Raw genomic sequence first — 21,021 nt, 5'->3', positions numbered from 1 at the left:
CGAGGTCGCGCGGTCCCGGCCTAGCATCGGCGCATGCTTGTCCCCGACCGATCCGAAGCCGCCGCGGCGCCGCACCGGCGCATCCCGCTGGGCAGCACCGACGTCCACCTCGAGCGCCGCCCCGACGGCAGCCTGCTCCTGCACTCCCGCGAAGCCTTGCAGCCTTACCCGCGCCTGCTCACGCAGCACCTGCGTGACGCTGCCGGGCAGCACCCGCAACGCGTGTTCCTGGCCGAGCGCGGACCGGCGCCCGAGGGGGCGTGGCGCGAGCTGCGCTATGGCGAAGCCTGGGCGCGGGTGCAGCGCATCGCGCAGAGCTTGCTGGCGCGCGGCCTGTCGGCAGAGCGGCCGGTGGCCATCCTCTCGGGCAGCGGCATCGAGCACGCGCTGCTGGCCCTGGCCTGCCTGCACGTGGGCATTCCGCACTGCGCGGTGACGCCGGCCTATTCGCTGCTGTCGGATGACCACGCCAAGCTGCGCCATGTGCTGGGCCTGTTGCGTCCCGGCCTGGTGTTCGCCGACGATGCCGCCGCCTTCGAGACTGCGCTCGAGCGCGCGGTGCCGGCGGACGTGGAACTGGTGTACACGCGCTCGCCCGCGGCCCGCCGCGCGGGCACACCGTTCGGCGCGCTGGAGGCTGCCGAGGCCAGCACCGCCGTGCAGGCCGCCAGCGATGCGGTGGCTCCGGACAGCGTGGCCAGGGTGCTCTTCACGTCGGGTTCCACCGGCCTGCCCAAGGGCGTCATCAACACGCAGCGCATGCTGGCCTGCAACCAGCAGATGATGGTGCAGGCCATTCCCGCCATCGCGGCGCAGCCCCTGGTCATCCTGAGCTGGCTGCCCTGGCACCACACCTCGGGCGGCAACCAGATGCTGGGCCTGACCCTGCGCTGTGCCGGCAGCTTCTACATCGACGACGGCAAACCCGCCCCGGGCGAGGTCGAGAAGACGGTGCGAAACCTGCGCGAGATCGCGCCCACCGTCTACTTCAGCGTGCCGCGCGGCTTCGCCATGCTGATTCCCTACCTGCGCGCCGACGCGGCGCTGCGCGAGCGCTTCTTCTCTCGCCTGTCGCTGCTTTACTACTCAGGCTCGGCCCTGGGCCGCTCGCTCGTGCAGTCGCTCGACGCCCTGGCCGTGCAGGCCTGTGGCGAACGCATTCCCATGATGTCGGGCTACGGCGCCACGGAGTCGGCGCCGGCCGCGGTGGCCGCCAACTGGGTGGGCGGCGAAAGCGGCCTGGCCGGCCTGCCCATTCCCGGTTGCGAGCTCAAGCTGGCGCCCCTGGGCAACGGCAAATACGAGGCGCGCCTGCGCGGCCCGAATGTCACACCAGGCTACTGGGCCCAACCCGAGTTGAGCGCGGCCCTGTTCGACGAGGAAGGTTTTGCCCGGATGGGCGACGCCCTGAGCTTCGTCGACCCGAACGACCTCTCGCAAGGGCTCGCCTTCGATGGACGGGTGGCGGAAGACTTCAAGCTCAGCACAGGCACCTGGGTGGGCGTGGGCACACTGCGCGCACGCCTGATCCAGGAGAGCGACGGCCTCTTCCTCGACGCCGTGATCGCCGGCGAAAGCCAGGACGCGGTAGGTGCCTTCGTCGTCGTCGATCGAACGGCCGCCACGCTCGCCTGCGGCCTGCCGCCCGAGACGCCACTGCCCACGCTGGTGGCGAACCCGAAGCTCGTGGCACGCGCCCAGGCGGTGCTCGACGCGCTGGCGCAGCGCGGCACCGGCAGTTCCACCTTCATTGCGCGCGCGATGTTGCTGAGTGAACCGCCCGACGCGGCGGCGGGCGAACTGACCGACAAGGGCTCGATCAACCAGCGCGCCTTCCTGACGAACCGCGCGCCCTTGCTGGCGCAGCTCTACGCGACGCCTGCGGACGCCGCAGTGCTGGTGGCCTCGACGACCGCGTGAGCTCGCGCCCACGGGCTGGTGGGCGCCACCGCCCTCAGACGACCTGCCAGAAACGGAAGATGGAGTGGTCCGCCTGGCGGTTGGCGGTGCCGACGAACACGGTGCGGTTCATCCAGTCGTGCGGGCCTGCGGGTGCTTCGAAGAAGGGCGACAGGCGCATGTAGTACTCGCTCGGGTCCACCGGGTCCAGCCGCTCCATGCGCGCCGTGACCTCGGGCGAGGCGAAGCGAAAGCCCCGGTTCTTGATGACGATGTGCGTGCCGTCGTCGGCCTTGAGGATGTACTGCGCGCTGAACTCCACCGCGCCGTTGGGCCAGTAGGCCGGCCAGTCGCCGCCGCTGTGGGGCACCACCGTGCCATTGAGCTTGGGACCGCTCACCTCGCCACCCGTGACGCCGGTGTAGCCGCGCATGAAGCCGCTGGGCTGCACGCCCATTTTCATGCGTTGGCCGAAAGAGAGGCGCATGGCGAAGGCGAACTCGAGTTGGGGGGCGGGTTGAAGCTCGGGGTTGAAACCCATGGTGATGTCCTTTGCGATGAAACAGGGGAGAGAAAAAGATGGCGACTACAGCACCGTGTAGTAGCGGATGACGTTGCCGGTTTCGAGCCGCGCGCCAACGCCGATGAAGAGGTGGCGCGTGAGCCAGTCGTGTTTGCCCGGCGGCGTCTCGAAGGTCGGCGAGCAGCGGAAGTAGTAGCTGGCCGGGTCCACCTGCATGCCGGGCGCGAGCTTGTAGAGTTTTTCCATCACCTCGGGCGGACCGTGGCGATAGCCGCGGTTCTGCAGGTAGATGAGCGTGCCATCGTCCTCCTGCATGAAGTAGCGCGCATCGAAGCAGAACACGCCGTCGGTGCGCAGGTGCGGGAATTCGCCGCCGTGGTCGAGCACGCGGCCCTTCAGGCGCGGGCCCTCGAAGTGCCCCCCGCCCACCGGCACCGAGAGGCGGCTGCCGCCCATCGGAGGATCGTCCAGGCGCAGCCGGGGGGCCAGCACCAGCCGGGTTTCGAAAGCGAACTCGAGCCGGGGAAACAGCGCATCGTGCGGTGGGGTGGGAGCAGCGTTCATGAAGCCAGCGTACCGGCAAGCGCCCGCCGTGCCTGTCCTACGCTGCAACGACAGCGGCTGTCGTCTTTGCATAGGACACGACCGCGCGCCGGGGGTCGTTATGGTGGCGTGAAGAATACCCGTTGGAGACACGCCATGCCCCTGCACCGCCGCGCCTTGCTGGCGCTTGCCATTGCCACTGCGATCACCGCGCCCGCCAAGGCGCAGAAGCTGCCCGCGGGCAAGCCGATCCGCATCGTCGTGCCCTATGCGGCGGGCGGCACCACCGACGTGCTGGCGCGCGTCGTCGCGACGCGCCTGGCCGAGGTGCTCGGCCAAGCCGTGATCGTGGAGAACAAGCCGGGCGGTGGCGGCACCATCGCCGGAGCCCAGGTCGCGGCGGCGCCCGCCGATGGCCTCACCCTGTTGCTGGGCGGCATGGAGCTGGCCACCGCGCCCAGCCTGGTGGCGCAGAAAAATTTCGTGCCGACCCGGGACCTGGCTGCGGTGGCGTCGCTGTCGCTGGGGCCGCTGGTGCTGGTGGTCAACCCGCAGCACACACCCGTGAACTCGCTGGCCGAACTGATCGCGCTGGCCAGGTCCAGGCCCGACGGCCTGACCTTCGCTTCTGCCGGCAACGGCAACGTGACCCACCTCTTTGGCGAGATCTTCAAGCGCAGCGCGCGGCTCGACATGCGCCACGTGCCCTACCGCGGCGCGGCACCCGCGTTGACGGATCTGCAAGGCGGGCAGGTGACGATGATGGTCGCCGGCACCGCAGGTGTGCGCCAGCTGGTGGCGGCGGGCACCTTGCGCGCGCTGGCCGTCACGGGGCGCGACGCCGCGGGCGCGGGGGTGCCGGGCGTGCCCACCTTCCTGGAAGCCGGGCTGGCCATGCCCGAGACCGACGCGGGCGCATGGACCGCGCTGTTCGCGCCCAAGGACACGCCGCGTGAGACCATCACCCAGCTCAGCGAGGCCGTGCGCACGGTGCTCTCGCTGCCGGAACTGCGCACCCAGTTCGCGGGCGCCGGCCTGGTGCCGCAGGCCATGACGCCGCAGGCACTGCAGGCGCACCTGGTGGCCCAGACTGCGGTGTGGACCCAGGTGATCACGCAAGCTGGCATCAAGACGGAATAAGGACGGGACATGGGCCAAGTCAACCTGCACATCGAAGCCGGCATCGCGCACCTGGTGCTGGACGCACCGCCCATGAACGCGCTGGACCGCGCGATGATCCAGCAACTGGAGGCCCACCTGCAGGCCTGCCGGCTCGACGACGCGGTGCGTGTGGTCTTGCTGCACGGCAACGGACCGCGTGCGTTCAGCGCCGGTTCCCATCTCGGCGAAGTGCGCAGCCTCATCGCTGCGGGGCGCGATGCCCTGCAGGGCAAGTTCGATCAGGACCAGCGGGTGTTCGGCGCGCTCGCGCACTTTCCCAAGCCCACGCTGGCGGCGATTGAAGGCACCGCGATGGGCGGCGGACTCGAGCTCGCGGTGTGCTGCGACGTCATCGTCGCCGCGAGGGGCGCGCGGCTGGCGCTGCCGGAGATCCTCCTCGGCGTGTTCCCCGGCAGTGGTGGCACGGTGCGCGTGACACGGCGCATCGGTGCCGCACGGGCGCGGCGCATGATGCTGCTCGGCGATCCGCTGGACGTCGCCACGGCCTTGCAATGGGGACTGGTCGACGACATGTGCGACGACGGTGCCGCGGTCGCGACGGCGCAGGCCCTGGCGCAGCGGCTGGTCCAGGGCCCGCAACAGGCGCAGCAGGCCTGCAAGGCCTGCATCGCGGCAGCCATCGACGAAGACGAAGCCACGGCGCTCGCGCTGTCGAACCACCACGCCGTCGAACTCGGTTTCTCCGCGGACCTGGCCGAGGGCCTGGCCGCCTTCGATGCCAGACGCAAGCCGGTGTTTGGTGCGGGGAAGACGCCCGCGCCCTGAGGCTCGCGCGGCGCTGCAAGGCGCGGCTGTCGTACTGCGACACGACAGACCTCCGCGTTCACAAGGCCTAACTTCAGCATGCCAGGACAACCTGGCCGCACCGCGCGGTGCATTCCCGCGCGGACGCCCTTTCACAAGAACAACGGAGACTTCATGACGGTACCCGCTTCCACGTCACTCGACCTGAAAGGCCAGGTCGCCTTGATCACCGGCGCTGCAGGCGCCCTGGGCAGCATGGCGGCCCGCACGTTTGCCAAGGCCGGCGCGAAGCTGGTGCTGGTGGACCTGGACCCGGCCCGCCTGAACGCGTGCGCGCAAGCCCTGCGCGACGAGACCGGTGCGGATGTGCTGGCATGCCCCGCCAGCGTGACCGACCCCGAGGCCATTGCCGCCGTGGTGGCTCAAGCGGTCACGGCCTTCGGCACCGTGAGCATCCTGCTCAACAACGCCGGTATCGGCATGTCCAAGACCTTGATGGAATCCACGCCCGACGACTGGCGCCGCGTGTACGAGGTCAACGTGATCGGCACCGTGGTGCCGACCCAGGCCTGCGCGCCCGTGATGATGAAGCAGCGCTACGGCCGCATCGTCAACGTGTCTTCCGTCACCGCGCGCACCTCGGTGCCCCAGCGCTGCGCGTACGGCGCGACCAAGGCGGCGGTGTCGAACCTGACCCAGAGCTTCGCCGTCGAGCTCGGGCCCCACGGCATCAACGTCAACGCCATCGCGCCCAGCGCGGTGGTGACCGACATGAACCGCGAACTCCTGGTGACGCAGCCCCACATCTACCGCGACCTGATGGAACACACGCCCGTGGGCCGCATGTGCGACGCCGACGACCTCGCGGGCGTGCTCACGTTGCTGGCCTCGCCGGCCGCCGGCTTCATCACCGCGCAGACCATCTTCATCGATGGCGGCTTCACGGTGATGTGAACACAACTCTGGAGACACCGATGAGCGACCCCTATCAGAACGGCGACTTCCTGCGCATCCAGGCCTTGATGTCGCGCTACGTCTGGACCCTGGACATGGGCGACATGGACGCCCTCATGGCCCTGTTCGACGACCCCTCCGTCTTCCAGGACACGGCGGGCAACGAGTACACCACGAAGGCGGCGATCCGCGGCTACTTCAGCGCGCTCACCGCGTCCGAGCCATTTCGCGGGCGACAGCACCACATCGACAGCATGCTGCTGAGCGCCACCGCCGACGGCTACGCGCTGCAGTCCTACTGGACCGTCACCAAGTGGCGCGCCAGCGATGGGCAGAAGTTCGTCGACGTGGTAGGCCGTGCCTACGACCGCTTCCGCGCCACGCCGCAGGGCTTTCTGATCGCAGAGCGGCGCGTCTACCACTGGCGCACCGCCGACTGCCCGTGGGCGCCGGCCGGCACCGCTGTGCCGATCTGAGCTGCCGCTTTTCGAATCGGAGGGCCCTCCCGTGTTCACGAAAAGGTTCATCTTCTCGGTCGAGACCGTGGCGGCCCTGCTGCTCGGCCTCGTCGTGCTCGTGACGATCGCCGAAGCGGTGCTGCGCTACGCGTTCGACACCTCGATACCCGATGCCTTCACACTGAGTGGCTATGCGCAGGGCATTGCCATTGCGTGGGGCATCGGCAGCGCGACCTACAGCAACCGCCACATCAATGTCGACATCGTCGCGGACGCGCTCGGCGACACCGGCCGGCGCCGCATGGACATCGTGGCCACCACGCTGTCCACCATGCTGCTTGCCCTGATGGCCTGGATGCTGGTGCGCCGCACGCTGCGGGCCCATGGGTCCTTCGAGATGACCAACGACCTGCAATGGCCCGTGTGGTGGTTTCTTTCGGTGGCGGCCGCCGGCCTGATCGCCGCCACGGTGTTCGGTCTGCTGCGGCTCGTCCGCCTGATCCGTCGCCAGCCCATCGACGCCGCGCCCTGAGGATTTTTCATGTCGAGCACACTCATTCCAGTCGGCGGTTTCGTCCTGCTGTTCGTTCTGATGCTGGCGCGCGTGCCGATCGGCTTCGCCATGGCCATTGCCGGTGTGGCCGGCTTCTGGGTGCTCAACGGCACCTGGCCGGCGCTCAACCTCTTGATGAACTCGCCTTTCGCGACGATGAGCGACTACTCGCTGTCGGTGATCCCGCTGTTCATCCTGATGGGCGTCTTCGCCAGCCGCGGCGGCATGAGCCAGGAGCTGTTCCGCGCCGGCAAGGCCTGGCTGGGTCACCTGCCTGGCGGTGCCGCCGTCTCCACCATCGCCGCCTGCGGCGGCTTCGCGGCCATCAACGGCTCCTCCGTGGCCACCGCCGCGACCATGTCCACCGTCGCCCTGCCCGAGATGCGCAAGCAGGGCTACGCGCCCGGCCTCGCGGCGGGCACCATCGCGGTCGGCGGCACCCTGGGCATCATGATCCCGCCTTCGGGCGCCATGCTGATCTACGCCATCCTCACCGAACAGGACGTCGGCCAGCTCTTCGCCGCCGGCATCCTGCCCGGCTTGCTCGGCATGCTGATGTACGTGGTGGTCATCGCGATCATCGCGCGCCGTTCGCCAGCGCTCTTCCCGCAGGGCAACCGCGCTTCCTGGTCGGAGCGCTTCGCTTCGCTGCGCGGCATCTGGGCCGTCTTCGCGCTTTTCGGGCTGGTGGTCGCAACGCTTTACGGTGGCTTCGTGACGGTGACCGAAGCAGCTTCCGTGGGTTGCCTGGGTGCCCTGCTGATTGGCGTTCTGCGCAAGCGCCTGAGCGCGGCGGACACGCTGGCCTGTCTGATCGAAGCCCTGCGCACCTCGTCGGCCATCTTCGTGGTCGCGATCGGCTCCTTCATCTTCGGCTACTTCCTCACCGTGACGCAGGCGGCGCAGGCGATGACGGACTGGCTGGTGCACCTGCCCATCGGCCCCTACGGCGTGCTCACGCTCATCCTGGTCGCCTACATCATCATGGGCGCGCTCATGGACGAGCTGGCCATGATCCTGTTGACCGTGCCCATCGTGTTTCCCGCGATCGTGCAGCTCGGCTTCGACCCGATCTGGTTCGGCGTGATCATCGTGATGGTCATGACCCTGGGCATGGTCATGCCCCCGGTCGGCATCAACGTCTTCGTCATCAACTCGATCGCGCGGGACATACCGCTGACCCACATCTACCGCGGCGTGATGCCCTTCGTGCTCGCCGACCTGTTGCGCCTGGCCCTGCTGGTCGCCTTCCCGGTGATCTCGCTGGCACTGCCCCAGATGATCAAGTAGCAGGCGCCCGTGCCCGATGTTCCGTCCCTGCCCAGCGCAGGTTTTCCCAGTCGTCGTTCCACAAAACCAGGAGACAGCTCATGCGCATCCAACGACCCAAGACCTTGCTCGCCGCCGCCCTGCTGGCGTGCGCGTCGATCGCCAGTGCCCAGCAGGCACCGGCGAAGACGCTGAAGCTTTCGTTCTTCCCGCCCGCCACCCACCCCATGGTCCCGGCCCTGGAGGCCTGGGGCAAGTCCTTGCAGCAGGCCTCTGGTGGCACGATCACCACGCAGCTCTACACCTCGGAGCAGCTGGGCCGCGCGGTCGACCACTACGACATGGTCAAGGACGGCATCGCCGAGATGGTGATGGCCGGGCCGGGCTTCTCGCCGGGGCGCTTCCCCATCATCACGCTGGTGGAGTTGCCGTTCTCGGTCCCGGCGAAAGCGGTCGGCACCGGTGCATTCCACCGCTGGTACCAGAAGTACGCGGGTGTGGAGATGGCCGACGTGAAGCTGTGCATGGCCATCCTCCACGATCCAGGCACGCTGCACAACTCGGCGCGCGAGGTCAAGACCCCTGCCGACGTCAAGGGCCTGAAGCTGCGTCCGCCAAATGGCACCATGGCCAACTACGTGGTGAGCATGGGCGCCACCACCTTGCGCGCCTCCATCGGCGAAGTGCGCGAACTGGTCGACCGCGGCGTCATGAACTCCATCCTCTGGCCGTGGCACACCCTGTTCCTGACGAAGGCCGAGGACAAGATCATCTACCACCTCGACGCCGACATGTACACGGCGTCAAACGTCTTCGCCATCAACAAGCGTTTCTACGACGGCCTGAGCGCGACGCAGAAACAGGCGGTCGATTCGCATTGCACACCCGAGTGGTCCGGCAAGATCGAGACGGCGTGGGCGGCGTGGGAACGCGAAGGCCGGACCAAGGTCGCCGCGATGCCCAACCACAAGATCCACAAGATGACGGACGCCGAGCGCGCGCAGTGGCTCAAGGCCGCAGAGCCGCAGGCAGAGAAGCTCTATGAAGGTGTCAAGCGCTTCCAGCTCGATGGCGCCACGTTGATGGGCGAACTGCGCCAGGAACTGGCCAAGTAAGGCACCGGCCCGATGCCCAAACCCGCAAGCGGATCCAACACCCGCTTGCGAATCTGAGCCTACGCTGCCAGCCGATCGGCTGCCGCCTGCAAACCTTCCAGTACGCTGCTGGCCAGCGCTGCTGGGAACTCCGCTGGCAAGCGTTCGCGCACCTGCTCGATGACGCATGGAGTCTGCGCCACCAGCGCATCGACCACGAACGATGCAGGTCGCCCATCGGGCGTCACGACGCCGTGGCGCGAGCCCACTTCCAGCCAGTGGCGGCGCAGGATTTCCTTCATCTTCCAGTGCGGATTGGTGGCGCGCACGGCCATGGCCATTCGCGCCTTGTGGGGGGACAGCTTTCCCGGCCCCGCGCCCAGGATCGGGTAAGCCGAAAGCACGTCGTACAGCGGCGTGAGGCGGTAGCTGCCATGCGGACCGATGAACAGGCTGAAGTTCTTGGCGTGTCCGTCGGTGGCACACAGCATCCAGAACAGCACTTGCGCCTGGAAGCACGTGCGCTTGTCCTGATCGCGGTCCGCCGAGCCATTCAGTATCGTCATGATGGCGTCCATACCAGGGCCTCCGTCCGACTCGTATTTCAGGTGCGGCGGCATGCCGGTGGCCTGGCACATGTCTTCCTGAGGCAAGCGCAAGAGCCCGGTTTTTTCGCTTCCTTCGATCCACCGGCGGTCGAAGCGCTCCACGACCAGCACCTTCATGTCCTCGAACGTCTGCACGTCGCATGAGGCCACCGGTAGTCCATACGCCTGCAGGATCACCGAGCACAGCCACTCGTTCTCAACCGACTCGCGCAAGTCGTATTGCAGGTTCCCCACCAAGCCCAGGGGCAGCTTGAAGATGTGCGTCGTAGGCGTTTCGCCTCGGGGCTTGCACCACTGGCCATCCAGGTTCAGGAGCGCAGTCTTTTCCTGCGCGCCGGCAATCGAGATTCGGAAGTCATCGTTGTCGTCGTCGCGGTCCAGCGCGTTCAGCGGGGCCACCGTGCCGCGCAGAAGCCTGGCCACCTCGACATCGGTCAGCGGCGTGCCCTCGGCTCTCAGGGTGCCACCGGGGCTTGCGCCGGCCGGCAACAGCTGAAGCGCGCCCACGCAATCGCGGCCGATCTGCTCGAGCAGGTCGAAGGCATCGGTGGAGCCGGCCTTGTACCGGCGTGCCACCCGCTCGCGAATCTCCTTGCTGTCGGGCAGCAGGTTCTCGAACCAGGCCTCCACGGCGGCGCCCCGGTGGGGCTGGTTGCCAGGCGTGAACGGCAGCGAGAGCGACAGCGGGCGACCGAATTCGGAACCCGACCAGGCGTCGTCGTATTGCAGGGTCTCGCCCTGGGGAGAAAGGGTCCAGGTGCCGACGAACTGGTGGTTCATCCACAGGCCGAGCGCGCGGGAATGTGAGCGACGTCCCATGGCGTCACCAGTTCGCGTCGGACGGGTCGTTTTGCGTGGCGACAGGTCTGGGTGAGCCCGTCTTGCGCAGCACCAGGTCCACACCGAGGATGCCGAGCAGCCGCAGCAGGCGCGCCGCACCCACCGTGTCCGCGTTGCGCTCCAGTGCCGAATAGGTTTGCTGCGTCACACCCAGGCGCATCGCCACTTCCTTCTGCGTCAGGCCGGCTTCCTTGCGAAAGGCCTGGAGCAAGATCGGTAGCTGGTCTGCCGTGCGGGTCGTGAATTCATTCATACACATGAAAGGCTGTTTATCGGGTTTACGCATTGTAATATGTAAACCCGATAAACATACTAAAGGCTGTGAGAAAACAGCCTCAGGGCAGTAAAAGCAAAAAACAGCTTGTGAGCTGTTTAAAGGGTCTCGCGCTGTTCCTCCGGCAAATCAATCCGTTCGACCGCCGCGTCGACAGACCCCGCGCGCAGCGCACTCCACCGTGCGCGCGCGCTGGCCACGCTCGCCGCCTTCACATGTCCGTAGCCGCGGATCGACTCGGGCACGCGCGCCACGGCCAGAGCACGGTCCATGCTCGCCTCGCTCAGGGCCTTGATCTCACCTTCGACCAGGCCGATGTACTCCGCGATCAAGGCACGCTCCATGCGCCGCTCCTGCGTGCGACCAAAGGGATCGAAGGGCGTGTTTCGCAAGAACTTCAGGCGCGCGAGCAGGGGAAACACCGAACCCATCCAGGCCCCGAATCGCCGCTTGCGCGGCGCCCCACCGGCGGCATCCAGCGTGGGCGGTGCGAGGTGGTAGGTCAGCTTCGGTGAACCCTGGAACGCCGCGTCCATCTGCGCCTTGAACGCTGGCGTGCTGAAGAGGCGTGCCACCTCGTACTCGTCCTTGTAGGCCATGAGTTTGTAGAGGTTGCTGGCCACCACCTTGCTCAGCCGATCGCCTCCGACGGCCTTGTCTTCGGCTTCCCGCACGCGTTCGACAAAGGCCGCGTAGCGCGCCGCGTACGCTTCGTTCTGGTAGGCGGTGAGCAGCCCGACGCGATGCTCGACCAGTTTCCGCAGGCTCTGCGGCAGATGCACCGCGACCGCTTGTGTGGGTTGGGCCAGACGCTGCACGCGCTCAGGATCGATGGCGGCCAGTCGTCCCCATTGAAAGGCCTGCACATTCGCGGCCACGGCCACGCCGTTGAGTTCGATCGCGCGCAGCAGCGCATCCAGCGACAGGGGCAAGGCCCCGCGCTGGAACGCCAGACCCAGCAGGAACAGGTTGGCGCCGATGGCATCGCCCAGCAAAGCGGTGGCCAGGGCGGTGGCATCGTGGAACTCGGCGCGTTGGCCGGTGGCATCGCGGATCAGCTCTTGCAGGTCTCCTGCGGGAAACTGCCAGTCGGGGTTGCGTGCGAACGGGCCTGCAGGTTGTTCGTGGCTGTTCACCAGCGCCAGGGTGCGGCCGGGTCGCATCTTGCTCACCGCATCGGCGGCGCCGGCGGTGAGCATGTCGCAGGCGAGGATCAGGTCGGCCTCGCCGGTAGCGATGCGCTGCGCGTGCAACTGGCTGGCTCGCGTGGCCAGGCGCACGTGCGAGGTAACGGCGCCGTTCTTCTGGCTCATGCCGGTCATGTCGAGCACGCTCGCGCCCTTGCGTTCCAGGTGCGCCGCCATGCCCAGCATCGCACCGATGGTGATGACGCCCGTGCCACCGATGCCGGTGATGAGAATGTTGAAGGGTTGTGCAAGCGCTGGCGCACTGGGCAGCGGCAGCGCTGAAAAGTCCGGTACTTCCCGCTCTGGCTTGTTCGCCGCCGCGCGGCGCGGGTTCGCACCCGTCACGGTGACAAAACTGGGGCAGAAGCCCTTCAGACAGGACAGGTCGACGTTGCAGGACGACTGGTCGATCACGCGCTTTCGCCCCAGCGGCGTTTCCCTGGGCAGGATCGCCGTGCAGTTCGACTGCTGGCCGCAGTCACCGCAACCTTCGCACACCGCTTCGTTGATGAACACGCGCTCGGTGGCCTGTGGCATTTCCTTCTTCTTGCGCCGACGCCGCTTCTCGGCCGCGCAGGTCTGGTCGTAGATGATCACGCTCACCCCTGGCTCTTCGCGCAGCGCGCGCTGCACCGCGTCGAGCTCGGCGCGGTCGTGCAGCGTGGCCTGGGGTGGCAGGCCGTCGCGGTGGTCGTAGCGGCCGAGCTCTTCGGTCACGATGGCAATGCGGCCCACGCCCTCGGCGCTCAATTGCCGCGCGATCTCGCGCACGCCGATCGGGCCGTCCACCGGTTGGCCGCCGGTCATGGCCACGGCGTCGTTGTAGAGAATCTTGTAGGTCATGCGCACCGGCATCGTGCGGTTGGCCGCCACCGCGGCGCGGATCGCCAGGCTGCCCGAGTGGTAGTAGGTGCCGTCGCCGAGGTTGGCAAACACGTGCGGCACCTTGCTGAAGGCCGATGCGCCGATCCACGGCGTGCCCTCGCCACCCATCTGCGTGGTGAGCTTGTTGAACTCCGGGTAGATGGCGGTGGCCATCACGTGGCAGCCAATGCCGGCGAGCGCGAAGCTGCCTTCAGGCACGCGTGTGCTGGTGTTGTGGGGACAACCCGAGCAGTACCAGGCCGGCCGCGTCGGGGTGGACACGGTGCGCAGCAGCAACCGGTCCTTGTCCTCCAGAAAATCCAGCCGGGACTGGATCAGGCCTTCGGTGTGGGTCTCGAGTCCGAGCCGGCGGATGCGCGCCGCGATCACGCGCGCCACCTGCGCCACAGAGAAATCGGTTTTCGTCGACAGCAGCCAGTCACCACGGCCCTGGGCGTTGTGCACGTCCCATTCACCGCGCTCGTCGAACTTGCCGATCACGCGCGGCCGCACGTCTTCGCGCCAGTTGTAGAGCTGCTCCTTCAGCTGGTACTCCACCACCTGACGCTTTTCCTCGACCACCAGGATTTCCTCCAGACCGCGCGCGAACTCGCGAATGCCTTCGGGCTCCAGCGGCCAGGGCATGGACACCTTGAACAGGCGGATGCCGATGTCGGCAGCCAGCGCTTCGTCGATACCGAGTTCTTCCAGCGCTTCAAGCACATCGAGGTAACTCTTGCCCGAGGCCACGATGCCCAACCGCGCCTGCGGGGCGTCGATGGTCACGCGGTTGAGCCGGTTCTCGCGCGCGTAGGCCATGGCGGCGTAGATCTTGTGGTCCTGCATCAGCGCTTCCTGCTTGCGCGCCTGCACACCCAGCGTGTCGGTGGAAAGCCGGTTGTTCAAGCCGCCCTCGGGCAGGACGAACTCCCTGGGCAGGCGCGTCTGCACCGCGAACGGATCGGCGCTGATGGATGCGCTGGACTCCACCGTGTCGGCCAGCGCCTTGAAACCCACGGCACAGCCGGAGAAGCGCGACATGGCCCAGCCGTGCAGGCCAAGCTCGATGTACTCCTGCACGTTGCAGGGGTAGAGCACCGGGATCATGGAGGCGGCGAACACATGGTCGCTCTGGTGCGGCAGGGTGGACGAGTAGGCGCCGTGGTCGTCGCCCGCCACCAGCAGCACACCGCCGTGGCGCGAGCTGCCCGCGTGGTTCATGTGCTTGAACACGTCGATGCTGCGGTCCACGCCCGGGCCTTTGCCGTACCAGAGGCCGAACACGCCGTCGTACTCGCTTTCGCCGAGCAGGTGCACCTGCTGGCTGCCCCACACCGACGTCGCGGCAAGTTCCTCGTTCACGCCGGGCACGAAGCGCACATGGTGTGCGTCCAGCTGCGGCCGTGCCTTCCACAATGCTTCGTCCAGCCCGCCCAGTGGCGATCCCCGGTAGCCGGAAATGAACCCTCCCGTGTGCAGGCCGGCGGCCTGGTCGCGCAGGCGCTGCATGAGCGGCAGTCTCACCAGGGCCTGGATGCCACTGAGGTAGATCTCGCCCGTGGTGGCGGTGTATTTGTCGTCCAGTGACACCTGGCGCAAGGCAGGTTCGCTGGGGGCAGGGGCGTGCAGCGCATCGACGCGAGCGTTCATCGTGGGTCTCTCTCCGTCCTCGTGGGATCGGCTTGGGCAGTGGCAGACAGCGGTGGCGGGATCGCCGCCTCGCGCCGTCGGAACGGTGCACGCGCGGCGGGTGGGCCGTGCGTGCACCTCGGAATTATCGATCGTCGCAATACCAGCGGTCGTCGGCGAGCATCACTTCGTGATGGCCACGTCCGGCGGGCATCATGGGGTAGCAGTTCTCCTGCGCGGCAACGCGCACATCCAGAAAGAAGGGACCGTCATGGGCCAGGCACTGGGCCAGTGCCGCGTCCAGTTCGTGCGGCTGGTCCACGCGCAGCGCCCCCCAGCCGAAGGCGGCTGCCAGCGCCACGAAGTCGGGCAGTGCCGCGTTCCAGCTGTGGCTCAGGCGATTGCCATGGATGAGTTGCTGCCACTGGCGCACCATGCCCATGTAGCCGTTGTTGCACAGCACCAGCTTCACCGGTGTGGCGTGCTGCACGGCGGTGGACAGTTCTTGGATGTTCATGAGCACGGAAGCGTCGCCGCTCACACAGACCACCGTCTTGTCGGGGTGCGCGATCTGCGCACCGATCGCGGCAGGCAGTCCATACCCCATCGTGCCCGCGCCGCCCGAGGTCAGCCAGCGCCGTGGCTTCTCGATGCGCAGGTGCTGGGCGGCCCACATCTGGTGCTGGCCCACATCGGTCGACACGATGGCATCGCGACCTTGCAGTTGCCGTTGCAGGGCGCACATCAATTGCTGCGGCAGGATGGTGGTGTCCCCAGGGGTGAAGGCCAGGCAATCCGCGGCGCGCCAATGCCGGATGCGTGCCCACCAGGGGTCCAGCGTGTCCGCTGGCGGGGGCGGCGGCAGCAGTGCGGCCAGCGCTTCGAGCACCGCACCGCAGTCGCCCGCCAGCGCCACGTCCACCGGGATCACCCGACCGATGTTGGCAGGATGAATGTCGATGTGGATCTTGCGCGCACCGGGTGCGAAGTCGCTCAGGCGCCCGGTGATGCGGTCGTCGAAGCGCGCGCCCACGCAGACGATCAGGTCGGCGTTGTGCATGGCCAGGTTGGCCTCCACCGTGCCGTGCATGCCCAGCATGCCGAGGAAGTTCGGGTCCGACGCCGGCATCGCGCCCAGGCCCATGAGCGTGAGCGTGGTGGGCAGATGCCACTGGCGCGCCAGCGTGGTGAAACGGTCGCAGGCGGGTTCGCCCGCGTTGATCAGACCCCCGCCGCCATACAGCACGGGCCGCTTCGCCTGCGCGATCAACGTGGCAGCGGCTTGCAAGGCGTCGTGTGCGGGCAGTGCCGGCGCACTGGCCACCACTGCGGCGGTCGGTGATGTCTTCGCGTCGACGCGCTGCAACTGCACGTCCTTGGGCAGGTCCAGCAACACCGGGCCGGGCCGCCCGCCCAGCGCGATGCGCACGGCTTCGCGCACCGCTTCGGCGATGTCGTTCGCATCGCGCGGCTGGTGGTTCCACTTGGTCACCGGCCGCGTGAGGCTGAGGGCATCGCACTCCTGAAACGCCTGCGTGCCGATCACGTTGCTGGCCACCTGGCCGCTGATGCAGAGCACGGGCACCGAATCGCTGATGGCATCGAGCAGGCCGGAGATGGTGTTGCCCACGCCCGGCCCGGAGGTGACCAGCACCACGCCGAGGCGGCCGGTGGTGCGCGCATACCCTTCGGCGGCGTGCACGGCCGCCTGCTCGTGGCGCACCAGCACGTGGCGGATCGCCGGCTGGCCATGCAGCGCGTCGTACAGCGGCAATGCCGCACCGCCGGGGTAGCCAAAAATGGTGTCGACGCCACAAGCCACCAGCGTGTCCAGCAGGGTCTCTGCGCCATTGCGCGCGGTGCGGGCGTCGGCGGCAGACGGTTTTTCGATGGATGCGACATTCATGCGCAGATTTTTCTCAATTCCGGACAAAATAGGCTTCTTTGTTCGGAGGCCAAACCATGGCAAAGTCGAAAAATATTCGGGAAAGTGACCCTGAAGAAGAAAAAGCACCGGTCCAGTTCGACAAACATGATCTGGCGATCCTGCGCGAGCTGCTGGAAGACTCGCGCCGCACGCTGCAGGAGATCGGCGCGTCGGTGAAGCTCTCGCCCACCACCTGCTGGAGCCGCATCAAGCGCCTGGAAGCCGAGGGCGTGATCCGGCAGTACCGCATCGAGCTCGACCGCACCCGCCTGGGCTACCGCGACACCGTCATCGTGCAGCTCACGCTGGAGAGCCACACCGATGAGACGCTGTTCGAGTTCGGCCGCGTGCTGGCCGAGATCCCCGAGGTGCTGGAGGCCTACCTGGTCTCGGGCGACTACGACTACGTCATCCGCATCGCCGTGAAGGACACGCGCGACTACGAGCGCCTGCTGCGCGAAAAGCTCTACCGGATTCCGGGCATCCGCCACAGCAAGTCCAGCTTCGTGTTGCGTGTGCTCAAGGACGCCCAGGCGCCGGTGGGTCTGCTCTCCTAACGCTCCACGATCGACGACAGGAAGCGCAACACCTCGTTGCCCACATCCTGCTGCGGCGAACCCAGGCTCTGTACCGTCGACACGTGGTTGTGCGCGCGGCTGAACAGAAAGGGCGGGCTCTTGCCATTGGCGCGCGTGAGCGCCGCTGCCAGAAGGTAGGTGTGCTCGGCGATCCAGGCGGGGTCGAGCTCGGCCACGGCGAGCCAGACGGGGAGCGCACCCAGCGTGCGCACATGCGTGATCGGCGAGCGCTGTGGGTACAGCGAAGGGTCGTCGCCAAAGTAGGCCTTGGGGCCTGCGGGCAGCGGGGCCTCGGCACGGTACAGCCCACTCATGAGCAGCACGCCGTCCACCGCCACCGCCGGCGGCGCGCCACGGGCGACGTCGTCAAACAGCCAGGACGCCACGTGACTGGCCCCCGCAGACTGGCCCCACAGCACCAGAGGCGTGGCGTCGCCGCTCGCCTGCCGGTCCTGATGCACCCACTGCAACACCGATTGAAGGTCCTGCGTGCCGGCGGGCCAGCCATGCGATGGTGCGAGCCGGTAGTTCGGCAGCACGGCGGTGAAACCCTGGCGCGCCAGCCAGCAACCGATGTTGCGGTAGTAGACCCCGTCCCCGTTCTTGTCGCCCGCGACGAAGCCACCGCCGTGCACATACACCACGGTGGCACGGCTCTGGCCCACCGGCCGGTACACATCGAGCCGATGGCGCTCATGCGGCCCATAGACCTGATCCTTCTGTTCCTCACCCACGGGCGAGAGATCCAGCAGCGGGCGGTACAGCGCGCGCGTGGCGGCGAGCACGTCGCCATCGAAGTTGGTCCCGAAAACGGCCAGTTGCCGCTCGATATCGGCGACGGTGTCTTGTGAAGCCTTCATGAGGCGTTTCCTTTCAAGGGTGATTGGGAGGCGGCCACATCCAGGTCGCGCAAGTACTCGAGTCCGCGCCGCTCGCTCTCGGCGCCCGGCTGCGCCCAACCGTGTTCGAGTTCGACCAGGCCCGGGTAGCCGCGCTGTGCGAGCACGTTCAGAACACCCGCAAAGTCGACCTGCCCCGTGCCCGGTTCCAGGCGGCCCGGGCAGTCGGCAAGTTGCACGATCTCGATGTGATCCCATGCCACGTCGAGATGGGTGAGCACGTCGCCGTCCATGGCCTGCACGTGCGCGGTGTCGAAGATCAGCCGGACCGCAGGGTGGTCCACCGCGCGCAACACGGCCAGCGCGTCGGGCAGGTGGTGCAGCAACATGCCGGGCACGGTCTGGCTGTTCAAGGTCTCCAGGCACAGCACGAATCCGTCGCGCGCCACGCTGTCGGCGGCGCGGCGCAGGTTCTGCACGAAGGCCTCGCGCTGCGGGCCGATCGGCTGTTGCGCGTACGCCCCACCGAGCACGGCCAGTTGCCGGGCGCCCACGCGCCGCGCCGCGGCCGTGGCCTGTGCCAGCTCGGCCGCGATCCAGCGGCGGGCGTCTTCGCTGTCGGTGGCCCAACTGGTGTTCTTCAACTGGTCGAAGGTGGTGTAGAGCAGGCAACCGGCTTGCAGTCCGTGTTGCGCAATGGCCTGGCCCACGCGTGCCTGTTCTTCGGGTGGGCGTGCACGCGCTGCGGCGTAGAGCACGCCGGCAAAGCCGTGTTCGGCAGCGAAGGCCACGTGCGCCACCGGATCGTGGCTGCCCACCAGCGCGCCGAACATGGGCTCGAAAGGGGGCCGGTATCCGATGTGGGGGGCGTAGCGCAATGTCCAGCTCATGGCCTTGTGGCGGTTTCGGCAGTCCGCATGGGAAACACATCGGGGTTGAGGCAATTCGCCGGCCGCTGCTGGTTCAGCAGGAACGCCTGCAGCGCTTCCACCGCCAGGCGGCCCATGCCGTTGCGCGCGTCGTGCGTGGCGCTGCCGATGTGCGGCAGCAGGGTGGTGCGCGGAAGTTCAAGAAAACGCGGGTCGATGGTGGGCTCGTTGCGGTACACGTCCAAGCCGGCAGCGCCCACTTGTCCGGAAGTGATCGCCTCGATCAGCGCGTCTTCATCGATCAGGTCACCACGCGCAATGTTGACGAACACCGCGCCGTGCGGCAGCAGCGCCAGCCGCTCGGCGTTGATGGCACCGCGCGTCTGCGGCGTGGAGGGCGCACAGACGCAGAACACGTCGCTGTGGGCCATGAGCGATTCGAGCGATGGGTGGTACACGAAGCCGTTGGCGTCCGGGTGAACGGTGCGGTTGTGGTACTGCACCTGCATGCCGAAGCCCAGCGCGCGTTGCGCAATGCCAAGGCCGATGCGGCCCATGCCGTAGATGCCCAGCCGCTGGCCTGTGAGCTGCCGGCCCAGAAAGCGCGTGGGCGACCAGGGGCCCCAGCGCCTTTCGCGCAGCGTGGTTTCGGCCGCGGAGGCGTCGCGCGCGGCCGAGAGCATCAGCAACAACGCGGTCTCGGCCACTGCGTCGCTCAGCACGTCGGGCGTGTTGAAGACCGGCACACCGCGCGCGGTGGCGGCGGTCAGATCGATGTGGTCGTGGCCCACGGAGTAGGTGGACACCGCCTGCACGGTGGGCGGCAGTTGTTGCCACAGGGCGGCATCCAGGCGGTCGGTGGCCATCACCAGCAGGGCGTGGCAGCCTTGCGCCCAGGGCAGCAGTTGCACACCGATGGGTTCGTCGTGCGGCCACAGCTTCACGTCGAACGCGGCTCGGGCCAACGCCAGCACCGGCTCGGGCAGGCGGCGTGTGATCAGCAGGGCCGGGTGGTTCATGGGCGCGCCTCGCGGGGCTGGAGCAGGGACGCATCGATGTCCGCAATCCTTGGCGTGCCACACAACTGCATCGCGCGGCGCAGCTCTTCGGTGAGGATCTGAAGGGCACGCTCCGCCCCGGCTTCGCCACCCGCCGCTGCGCCATACAGCGTGGCGCGACCGATGGCCACGGCCTGCGCGCCAAGCGCCAGGGCCTTGACGATGTCGGTGCCACGTCGCACGCCCGAATCCAGCAGCACCGGCACCCGGCCCTGCACGGCAGCGACCACCTCGGGAAGGGCGTCCGCCGTTGCCACTGCGCCATCGAGCTGGCGGCCCCCGTGGTTGGACACCCAGATCGCGTCCACGCCCAGCGAGGCCAGGCGAGCCGCATCGTCAGCGCGCGAAACCCCTTTGACCATGAAGCGGCCCGGCCAGAGTTCGCGCAAGCGCTGCAGCGCGGCCCAATCGAAGGACGCATCCAGGCTCTGTCCGACCTTGGCCGCGATCGACGCGCGCGGGTCGGCGTTGCCTTCGAATCCCGCCAGGTTCTTGAAGCGGGGCTGGCCGTGGCGCAGCATCTGCAGGCACCAGCGCGGGTGCGCGGCAAAGTCGAGCACGGTGCGCGGATTCGGGCGCAGCGGCACGGTGAAGCGGTTGCGCAGATCGCGCTCGCGCTTGCCCCCGGTGACGAGATCGAGCGTGACCACGAGCGCTTCGTAGCCTGCCTGCTGGGCACGCTGCAGCAAGCTTCGCGCAAAGGCCTGGTCGCGCAACACGTACAACTGGAACCACAAGCGCCCACCCACCGCCGCCACCTCTTCGATCGAAGAGGTGGCCATGGTGGACAAGGTGTACGGAATGCCCAGCCGCGCGGCCACCCGGGCGATGGCCAGGTCGGCGCCCGGCCAGCCCGCACCAATCGCCCCGGTGGGCGCGATCACCAGCGGGGCTGCGGACGCAGAGCCGGCGATGGTGGTGGACAGATCGGGTCGATGCACGTCCACCAGCACGCGCGGGCGCAGGCGCAGTCGGTCGAAGCCCTCGCGGTTGGCGCGCAGGGTGATCTCGTCGTCGGCACCGCCATCGAAGAAATCGAACACGCCGCGCGGCAGGCGCCGCCGCGCGAGGCCGCGCAGGTCCTCGATCGAGCAGGCGTTCGACAACCGTTCCTGGAGACCCGGCATCG

19 protein-coding genes are annotated in these 21,021 nt (G+C 67.9%); 9 read left to right on the top strand and 10 right to left on the bottom strand.

Annotated features, from left to right (window positions below):
* The first annotated feature begins 33 nt into the window (after positions 1-33).
* Entirely contained in the window at positions 34-1,920 is a 1,887-nt protein-coding gene (locus ACTIF6_RS23175; RefSeq protein ID WP_439590110.1) for a feruloyl-CoA synthase, read from the top strand.
* Between the two features lie 34 nt (positions 1,921-1,954).
* On the opposite strand, the gene ACTIF6_RS23170 is transcribed toward ACTIF6_RS23175, so the two are convergent.
* Together ACTIF6_RS23170 and ACTIF6_RS23165 are read right to left on the bottom strand one after the other, a co-directional pair.
* On the bottom strand, positions 1,955-2,440 hold the full coding sequence (locus ACTIF6_RS23170) for a DUF3237 family protein (protein ID WP_439590109.1): 486 nt from the start codon (positions 2,438-2,440) through the stop codon (positions 1,955-1,957).
* 45 nt (positions 2,441-2,485) lie between these two features.
* Complete coding sequence (locus tag ACTIF6_RS23165) at positions 2,486-2,986, bottom strand: DUF3237 domain-containing protein (RefSeq protein WP_439590108.1); 501 nt, start codon at positions 2,984-2,986, stop codon at positions 2,486-2,488.
* Between the two features lie 135 nt (positions 2,987-3,121).
* Here ACTIF6_RS23165 and ACTIF6_RS23160 point away from each other — a divergent pair, with 135 nt between their 5' ends.
* The 7 genes from ACTIF6_RS23160 (at position 3,122) to ACTIF6_RS23130 (ending at position 9,240) form a co-directional block, all read left to right on the top strand.
* Positions 3,122-4,105: a Bug family tripartite tricarboxylate transporter substrate binding protein gene (locus ACTIF6_RS23160; RefSeq protein ID WP_439590107.1), complete on the top strand. Its 984-nt coding sequence runs from the start codon at positions 3,122-3,124 to the stop codon at positions 4,103-4,105.
* Between the two features lie 9 nt (positions 4,106-4,114).
* Positions 4,115-4,912 carry an enoyl-CoA hydratase/isomerase family protein gene (locus ACTIF6_RS23155; protein ID WP_439590106.1) on the top strand — a complete coding sequence of 266 codons (798 nt, stop codon included), beginning with the start codon at positions 4,115-4,117 and terminating at the stop codon, positions 4,910-4,912.
* Between the two features lie 153 nt (positions 4,913-5,065).
* Complete coding sequence (locus tag ACTIF6_RS23150) at positions 5,066-5,845, top strand: SDR family NAD(P)-dependent oxidoreductase (protein ID WP_439590105.1); 780 nt, start codon at positions 5,066-5,068, stop codon at positions 5,843-5,845.
* Positions 5,846-5,865: 20 nt separating this feature from the next.
* On the top strand, positions 5,866-6,321 hold the full coding sequence (locus ACTIF6_RS23145; RefSeq protein ID WP_439590104.1) for a nuclear transport factor 2 family protein: 456 nt from the start codon (positions 5,866-5,868) through the stop codon (positions 6,319-6,321).
* Positions 6,322-6,352: 31 nt separating this feature from the next.
* Positions 6,353-6,835: a TRAP transporter small permease gene (locus ACTIF6_RS23140; RefSeq protein WP_439590103.1), complete on the top strand. Its 483-nt coding sequence runs from the start codon at positions 6,353-6,355 to the stop codon at positions 6,833-6,835.
* Between the two features lie 9 nt (positions 6,836-6,844).
* The gene (locus ACTIF6_RS23135) at positions 6,845-8,146 is read left to right on the top strand and encodes a TRAP transporter large permease (RefSeq protein ID WP_439590102.1); all 1,302 of its coding nucleotides are present in this window, start codon (positions 6,845-6,847) and stop codon (positions 8,144-8,146) included.
* 80 nt (positions 8,147-8,226) lie between these two features.
* Positions 8,227-9,240, top strand: coding sequence for a TRAP transporter substrate-binding protein (locus ACTIF6_RS23130; protein WP_439590101.1), 1,014 nt, complete (start codon positions 8,227-8,229; stop codon positions 9,238-9,240).
* Positions 9,241-9,299: 59 nt separating this feature from the next.
* Here the strand turns inward: ACTIF6_RS23130 and ACTIF6_RS23125 are convergent, their stop codons facing one another.
* From ACTIF6_RS23125 to ilvB, 4 genes are all read right to left on the bottom strand, one after another.
* Positions 9,300-10,646, bottom strand: coding sequence for a type II toxin-antitoxin system HipA family toxin (locus ACTIF6_RS23125; protein ID WP_439590100.1), 1,347 nt, complete (start codon positions 10,644-10,646; stop codon positions 9,300-9,302).
* Positions 10,647-10,650: 4 nt separating this feature from the next.
* The gene (locus tag ACTIF6_RS23120; RefSeq protein ID WP_439590099.1) at positions 10,651-10,920 is read right to left on the bottom strand and encodes a helix-turn-helix domain-containing protein; all 270 of its coding nucleotides are present in this window, start codon (positions 10,918-10,920) and stop codon (positions 10,651-10,653) included.
* 119 nt (positions 10,921-11,039) lie between these two features.
* On the bottom strand, positions 11,040-14,642 hold the full coding sequence (locus ACTIF6_RS23115) for an indolepyruvate ferredoxin oxidoreductase family protein (RefSeq protein ID WP_439590098.1): 3,603 nt from the start codon (positions 14,640-14,642) through the stop codon (positions 11,040-11,042).
* 124 nt (positions 14,643-14,766) lie between these two features.
* On the bottom strand, positions 14,767-16,527 hold the full coding sequence (gene ilvB / locus ACTIF6_RS23110; protein WP_439590097.1) for a biosynthetic-type acetolactate synthase large subunit: 1,761 nt from the start codon (positions 16,525-16,527) through the stop codon (positions 14,767-14,769).
* A gap of 56 nt (positions 16,528-16,583) precedes the next feature.
* Here ilvB and ACTIF6_RS23105 point away from each other — a divergent pair, with 56 nt between their 5' ends.
* Positions 16,584-17,105 (top strand): Lrp/AsnC family transcriptional regulator, encoded by a 522-nt coding sequence (locus ACTIF6_RS23105; protein WP_439590096.1) that lies wholly within the window; start codon positions 16,584-16,586, stop codon positions 17,103-17,105.
* Here the strand turns inward: ACTIF6_RS23105 and ACTIF6_RS23100 are convergent.
* From ACTIF6_RS23100 to ACTIF6_RS23085, 4 genes are read right to left on the bottom strand one after another with little or no spacing between them, the layout of a single operon-like run.
* On the bottom strand, positions 17,102-17,986 hold the full coding sequence (locus tag ACTIF6_RS23100) for an alpha/beta hydrolase (protein ID WP_439590095.1): 885 nt from the start codon (positions 17,984-17,986) through the stop codon (positions 17,102-17,104). The two genes, ACTIF6_RS23105 and ACTIF6_RS23100, sit on opposite strands and share 4 nt — an antisense overlap.
* Positions 17,983-18,855 (bottom strand): TIM barrel protein, encoded by an 873-nt coding sequence (locus ACTIF6_RS23095; RefSeq protein WP_439590094.1) that lies wholly within the window; start codon positions 18,853-18,855, stop codon positions 17,983-17,985. Before ACTIF6_RS23095 ends, ACTIF6_RS23100 begins: the two co-directional genes overlap by 4 nt.
* Positions 18,852-19,853 carry a 2-hydroxyacid dehydrogenase gene (locus ACTIF6_RS23090; RefSeq protein WP_439590093.1) on the bottom strand — a complete coding sequence of 334 codons (1,002 nt, stop codon included), beginning with the start codon at positions 19,851-19,853 and terminating at the stop codon, positions 18,852-18,854. Before ACTIF6_RS23090 ends, ACTIF6_RS23095 begins: the two co-directional genes overlap by 4 nt.
* Positions 19,850-21,019: an alpha-hydroxy acid oxidase gene (locus ACTIF6_RS23085; protein ID WP_439590092.1), complete on the bottom strand. Its 1,170-nt coding sequence runs from the start codon at positions 21,017-21,019 to the stop codon at positions 19,850-19,852. The genes ACTIF6_RS23090 and ACTIF6_RS23085 overlap by 4 nt, the downstream gene beginning before the upstream one ends.
* Positions 21,020-21,021 lie beyond the last annotated feature (2 nt).

This window comes from Hydrogenophaga sp., from assembly GCF_051860785.1.
Classification (GTDB): Bacteria; Pseudomonadota; Gammaproteobacteria; order Burkholderiales; family Burkholderiaceae_C; genus Hydrogenophaga.
This window is presented reverse-complemented; position numbering and strand designations above follow the sequence as displayed.

Coding starts and splice junctions, on each gene's coding strand:
- ACTIF6_RS23120 (WP_439590099.1), bottom strand. CDS start 10,920: ATGAATGAATTCACGACCCGCACGGCAGACCAGCTACCGATCTTGCTC.
- ACTIF6_RS23135 (WP_439590102.1), top strand. CDS start 6,845: ATGTCGAGCACACTCATTCCAGTCGGCGGTTTCGTCCTGCTGTTCGTT.
- ACTIF6_RS23155 (WP_439590106.1), top strand. CDS start 4,115: ATGGGCCAAGTCAACCTGCACATCGAAGCCGGCATCGCGCACCTGGTG.
- ACTIF6_RS23145 (WP_439590104.1), top strand. CDS start 5,866: ATGAGCGACCCCTATCAGAACGGCGACTTCCTGCGCATCCAGGCCTTG.
- ACTIF6_RS23160 (WP_439590107.1), top strand. CDS start 3,122: ATGCCCCTGCACCGCCGCGCCTTGCTGGCGCTTGCCATTGCCACTGCG.
- ACTIF6_RS23105 (WP_439590096.1), top strand. CDS start 16,584: ATGGCAAAGTCGAAAAATATTCGGGAAAGTGACCCTGAAGAAGAAAAA.
- ACTIF6_RS23100 (WP_439590095.1), bottom strand. CDS start 17,986: ATGAAGGCTTCACAAGACACCGTCGCCGATATCGAGCGGCAACTGGCC.
- ACTIF6_RS23175 (WP_439590110.1), top strand. CDS start 34: ATGCTTGTCCCCGACCGATCCGAAGCCGCCGCGGCGCCGCACCGGCGC.
- ACTIF6_RS23125 (WP_439590100.1), bottom strand. CDS start 10,646: ATGGGACGTCGCTCACATTCCCGCGCGCTCGGCCTGTGGATGAACCAC.
- ACTIF6_RS23150 (WP_439590105.1), top strand. CDS start 5,066: ATGACGGTACCCGCTTCCACGTCACTCGACCTGAAAGGCCAGGTCGCC.
- ilvB (WP_439590097.1), bottom strand. CDS start 16,527: ATGAATGTCGCATCCATCGAAAAACCGTCTGCCGCCGACGCCCGCACC.
- ACTIF6_RS23165 (WP_439590108.1), bottom strand. CDS start 2,986: ATGAACGCTGCTCCCACCCCACCGCACGATGCGCTGTTTCCCCGGCTC.
- ACTIF6_RS23115 (WP_439590098.1), bottom strand. CDS start 14,642: ATGAACGCTCGCGTCGATGCGCTGCACGCCCCTGCCCCCAGCGAACCT.
- ACTIF6_RS23085 (WP_439590092.1), bottom strand. CDS start 21,019: ATGCCGGGTCTCCAGGAACGGTTGTCGAACGCCTGCTCGATCGAGGAC.
- ACTIF6_RS23130 (WP_439590101.1), top strand. CDS start 8,227: ATGCGCATCCAACGACCCAAGACCTTGCTCGCCGCCGCCCTGCTGGCG.
- ACTIF6_RS23170 (WP_439590109.1), bottom strand. CDS start 2,440: ATGGGTTTCAACCCCGAGCTTCAACCCGCCCCCCAACTCGAGTTCGCC.
- ACTIF6_RS23095 (WP_439590094.1), bottom strand. CDS start 18,855: ATGAGCTGGACATTGCGCTACGCCCCCCACATCGGATACCGGCCCCCT.
- ACTIF6_RS23090 (WP_439590093.1), bottom strand. CDS start 19,853: ATGAACCACCCGGCCCTGCTGATCACACGCCGCCTGCCCGAGCCGGTG.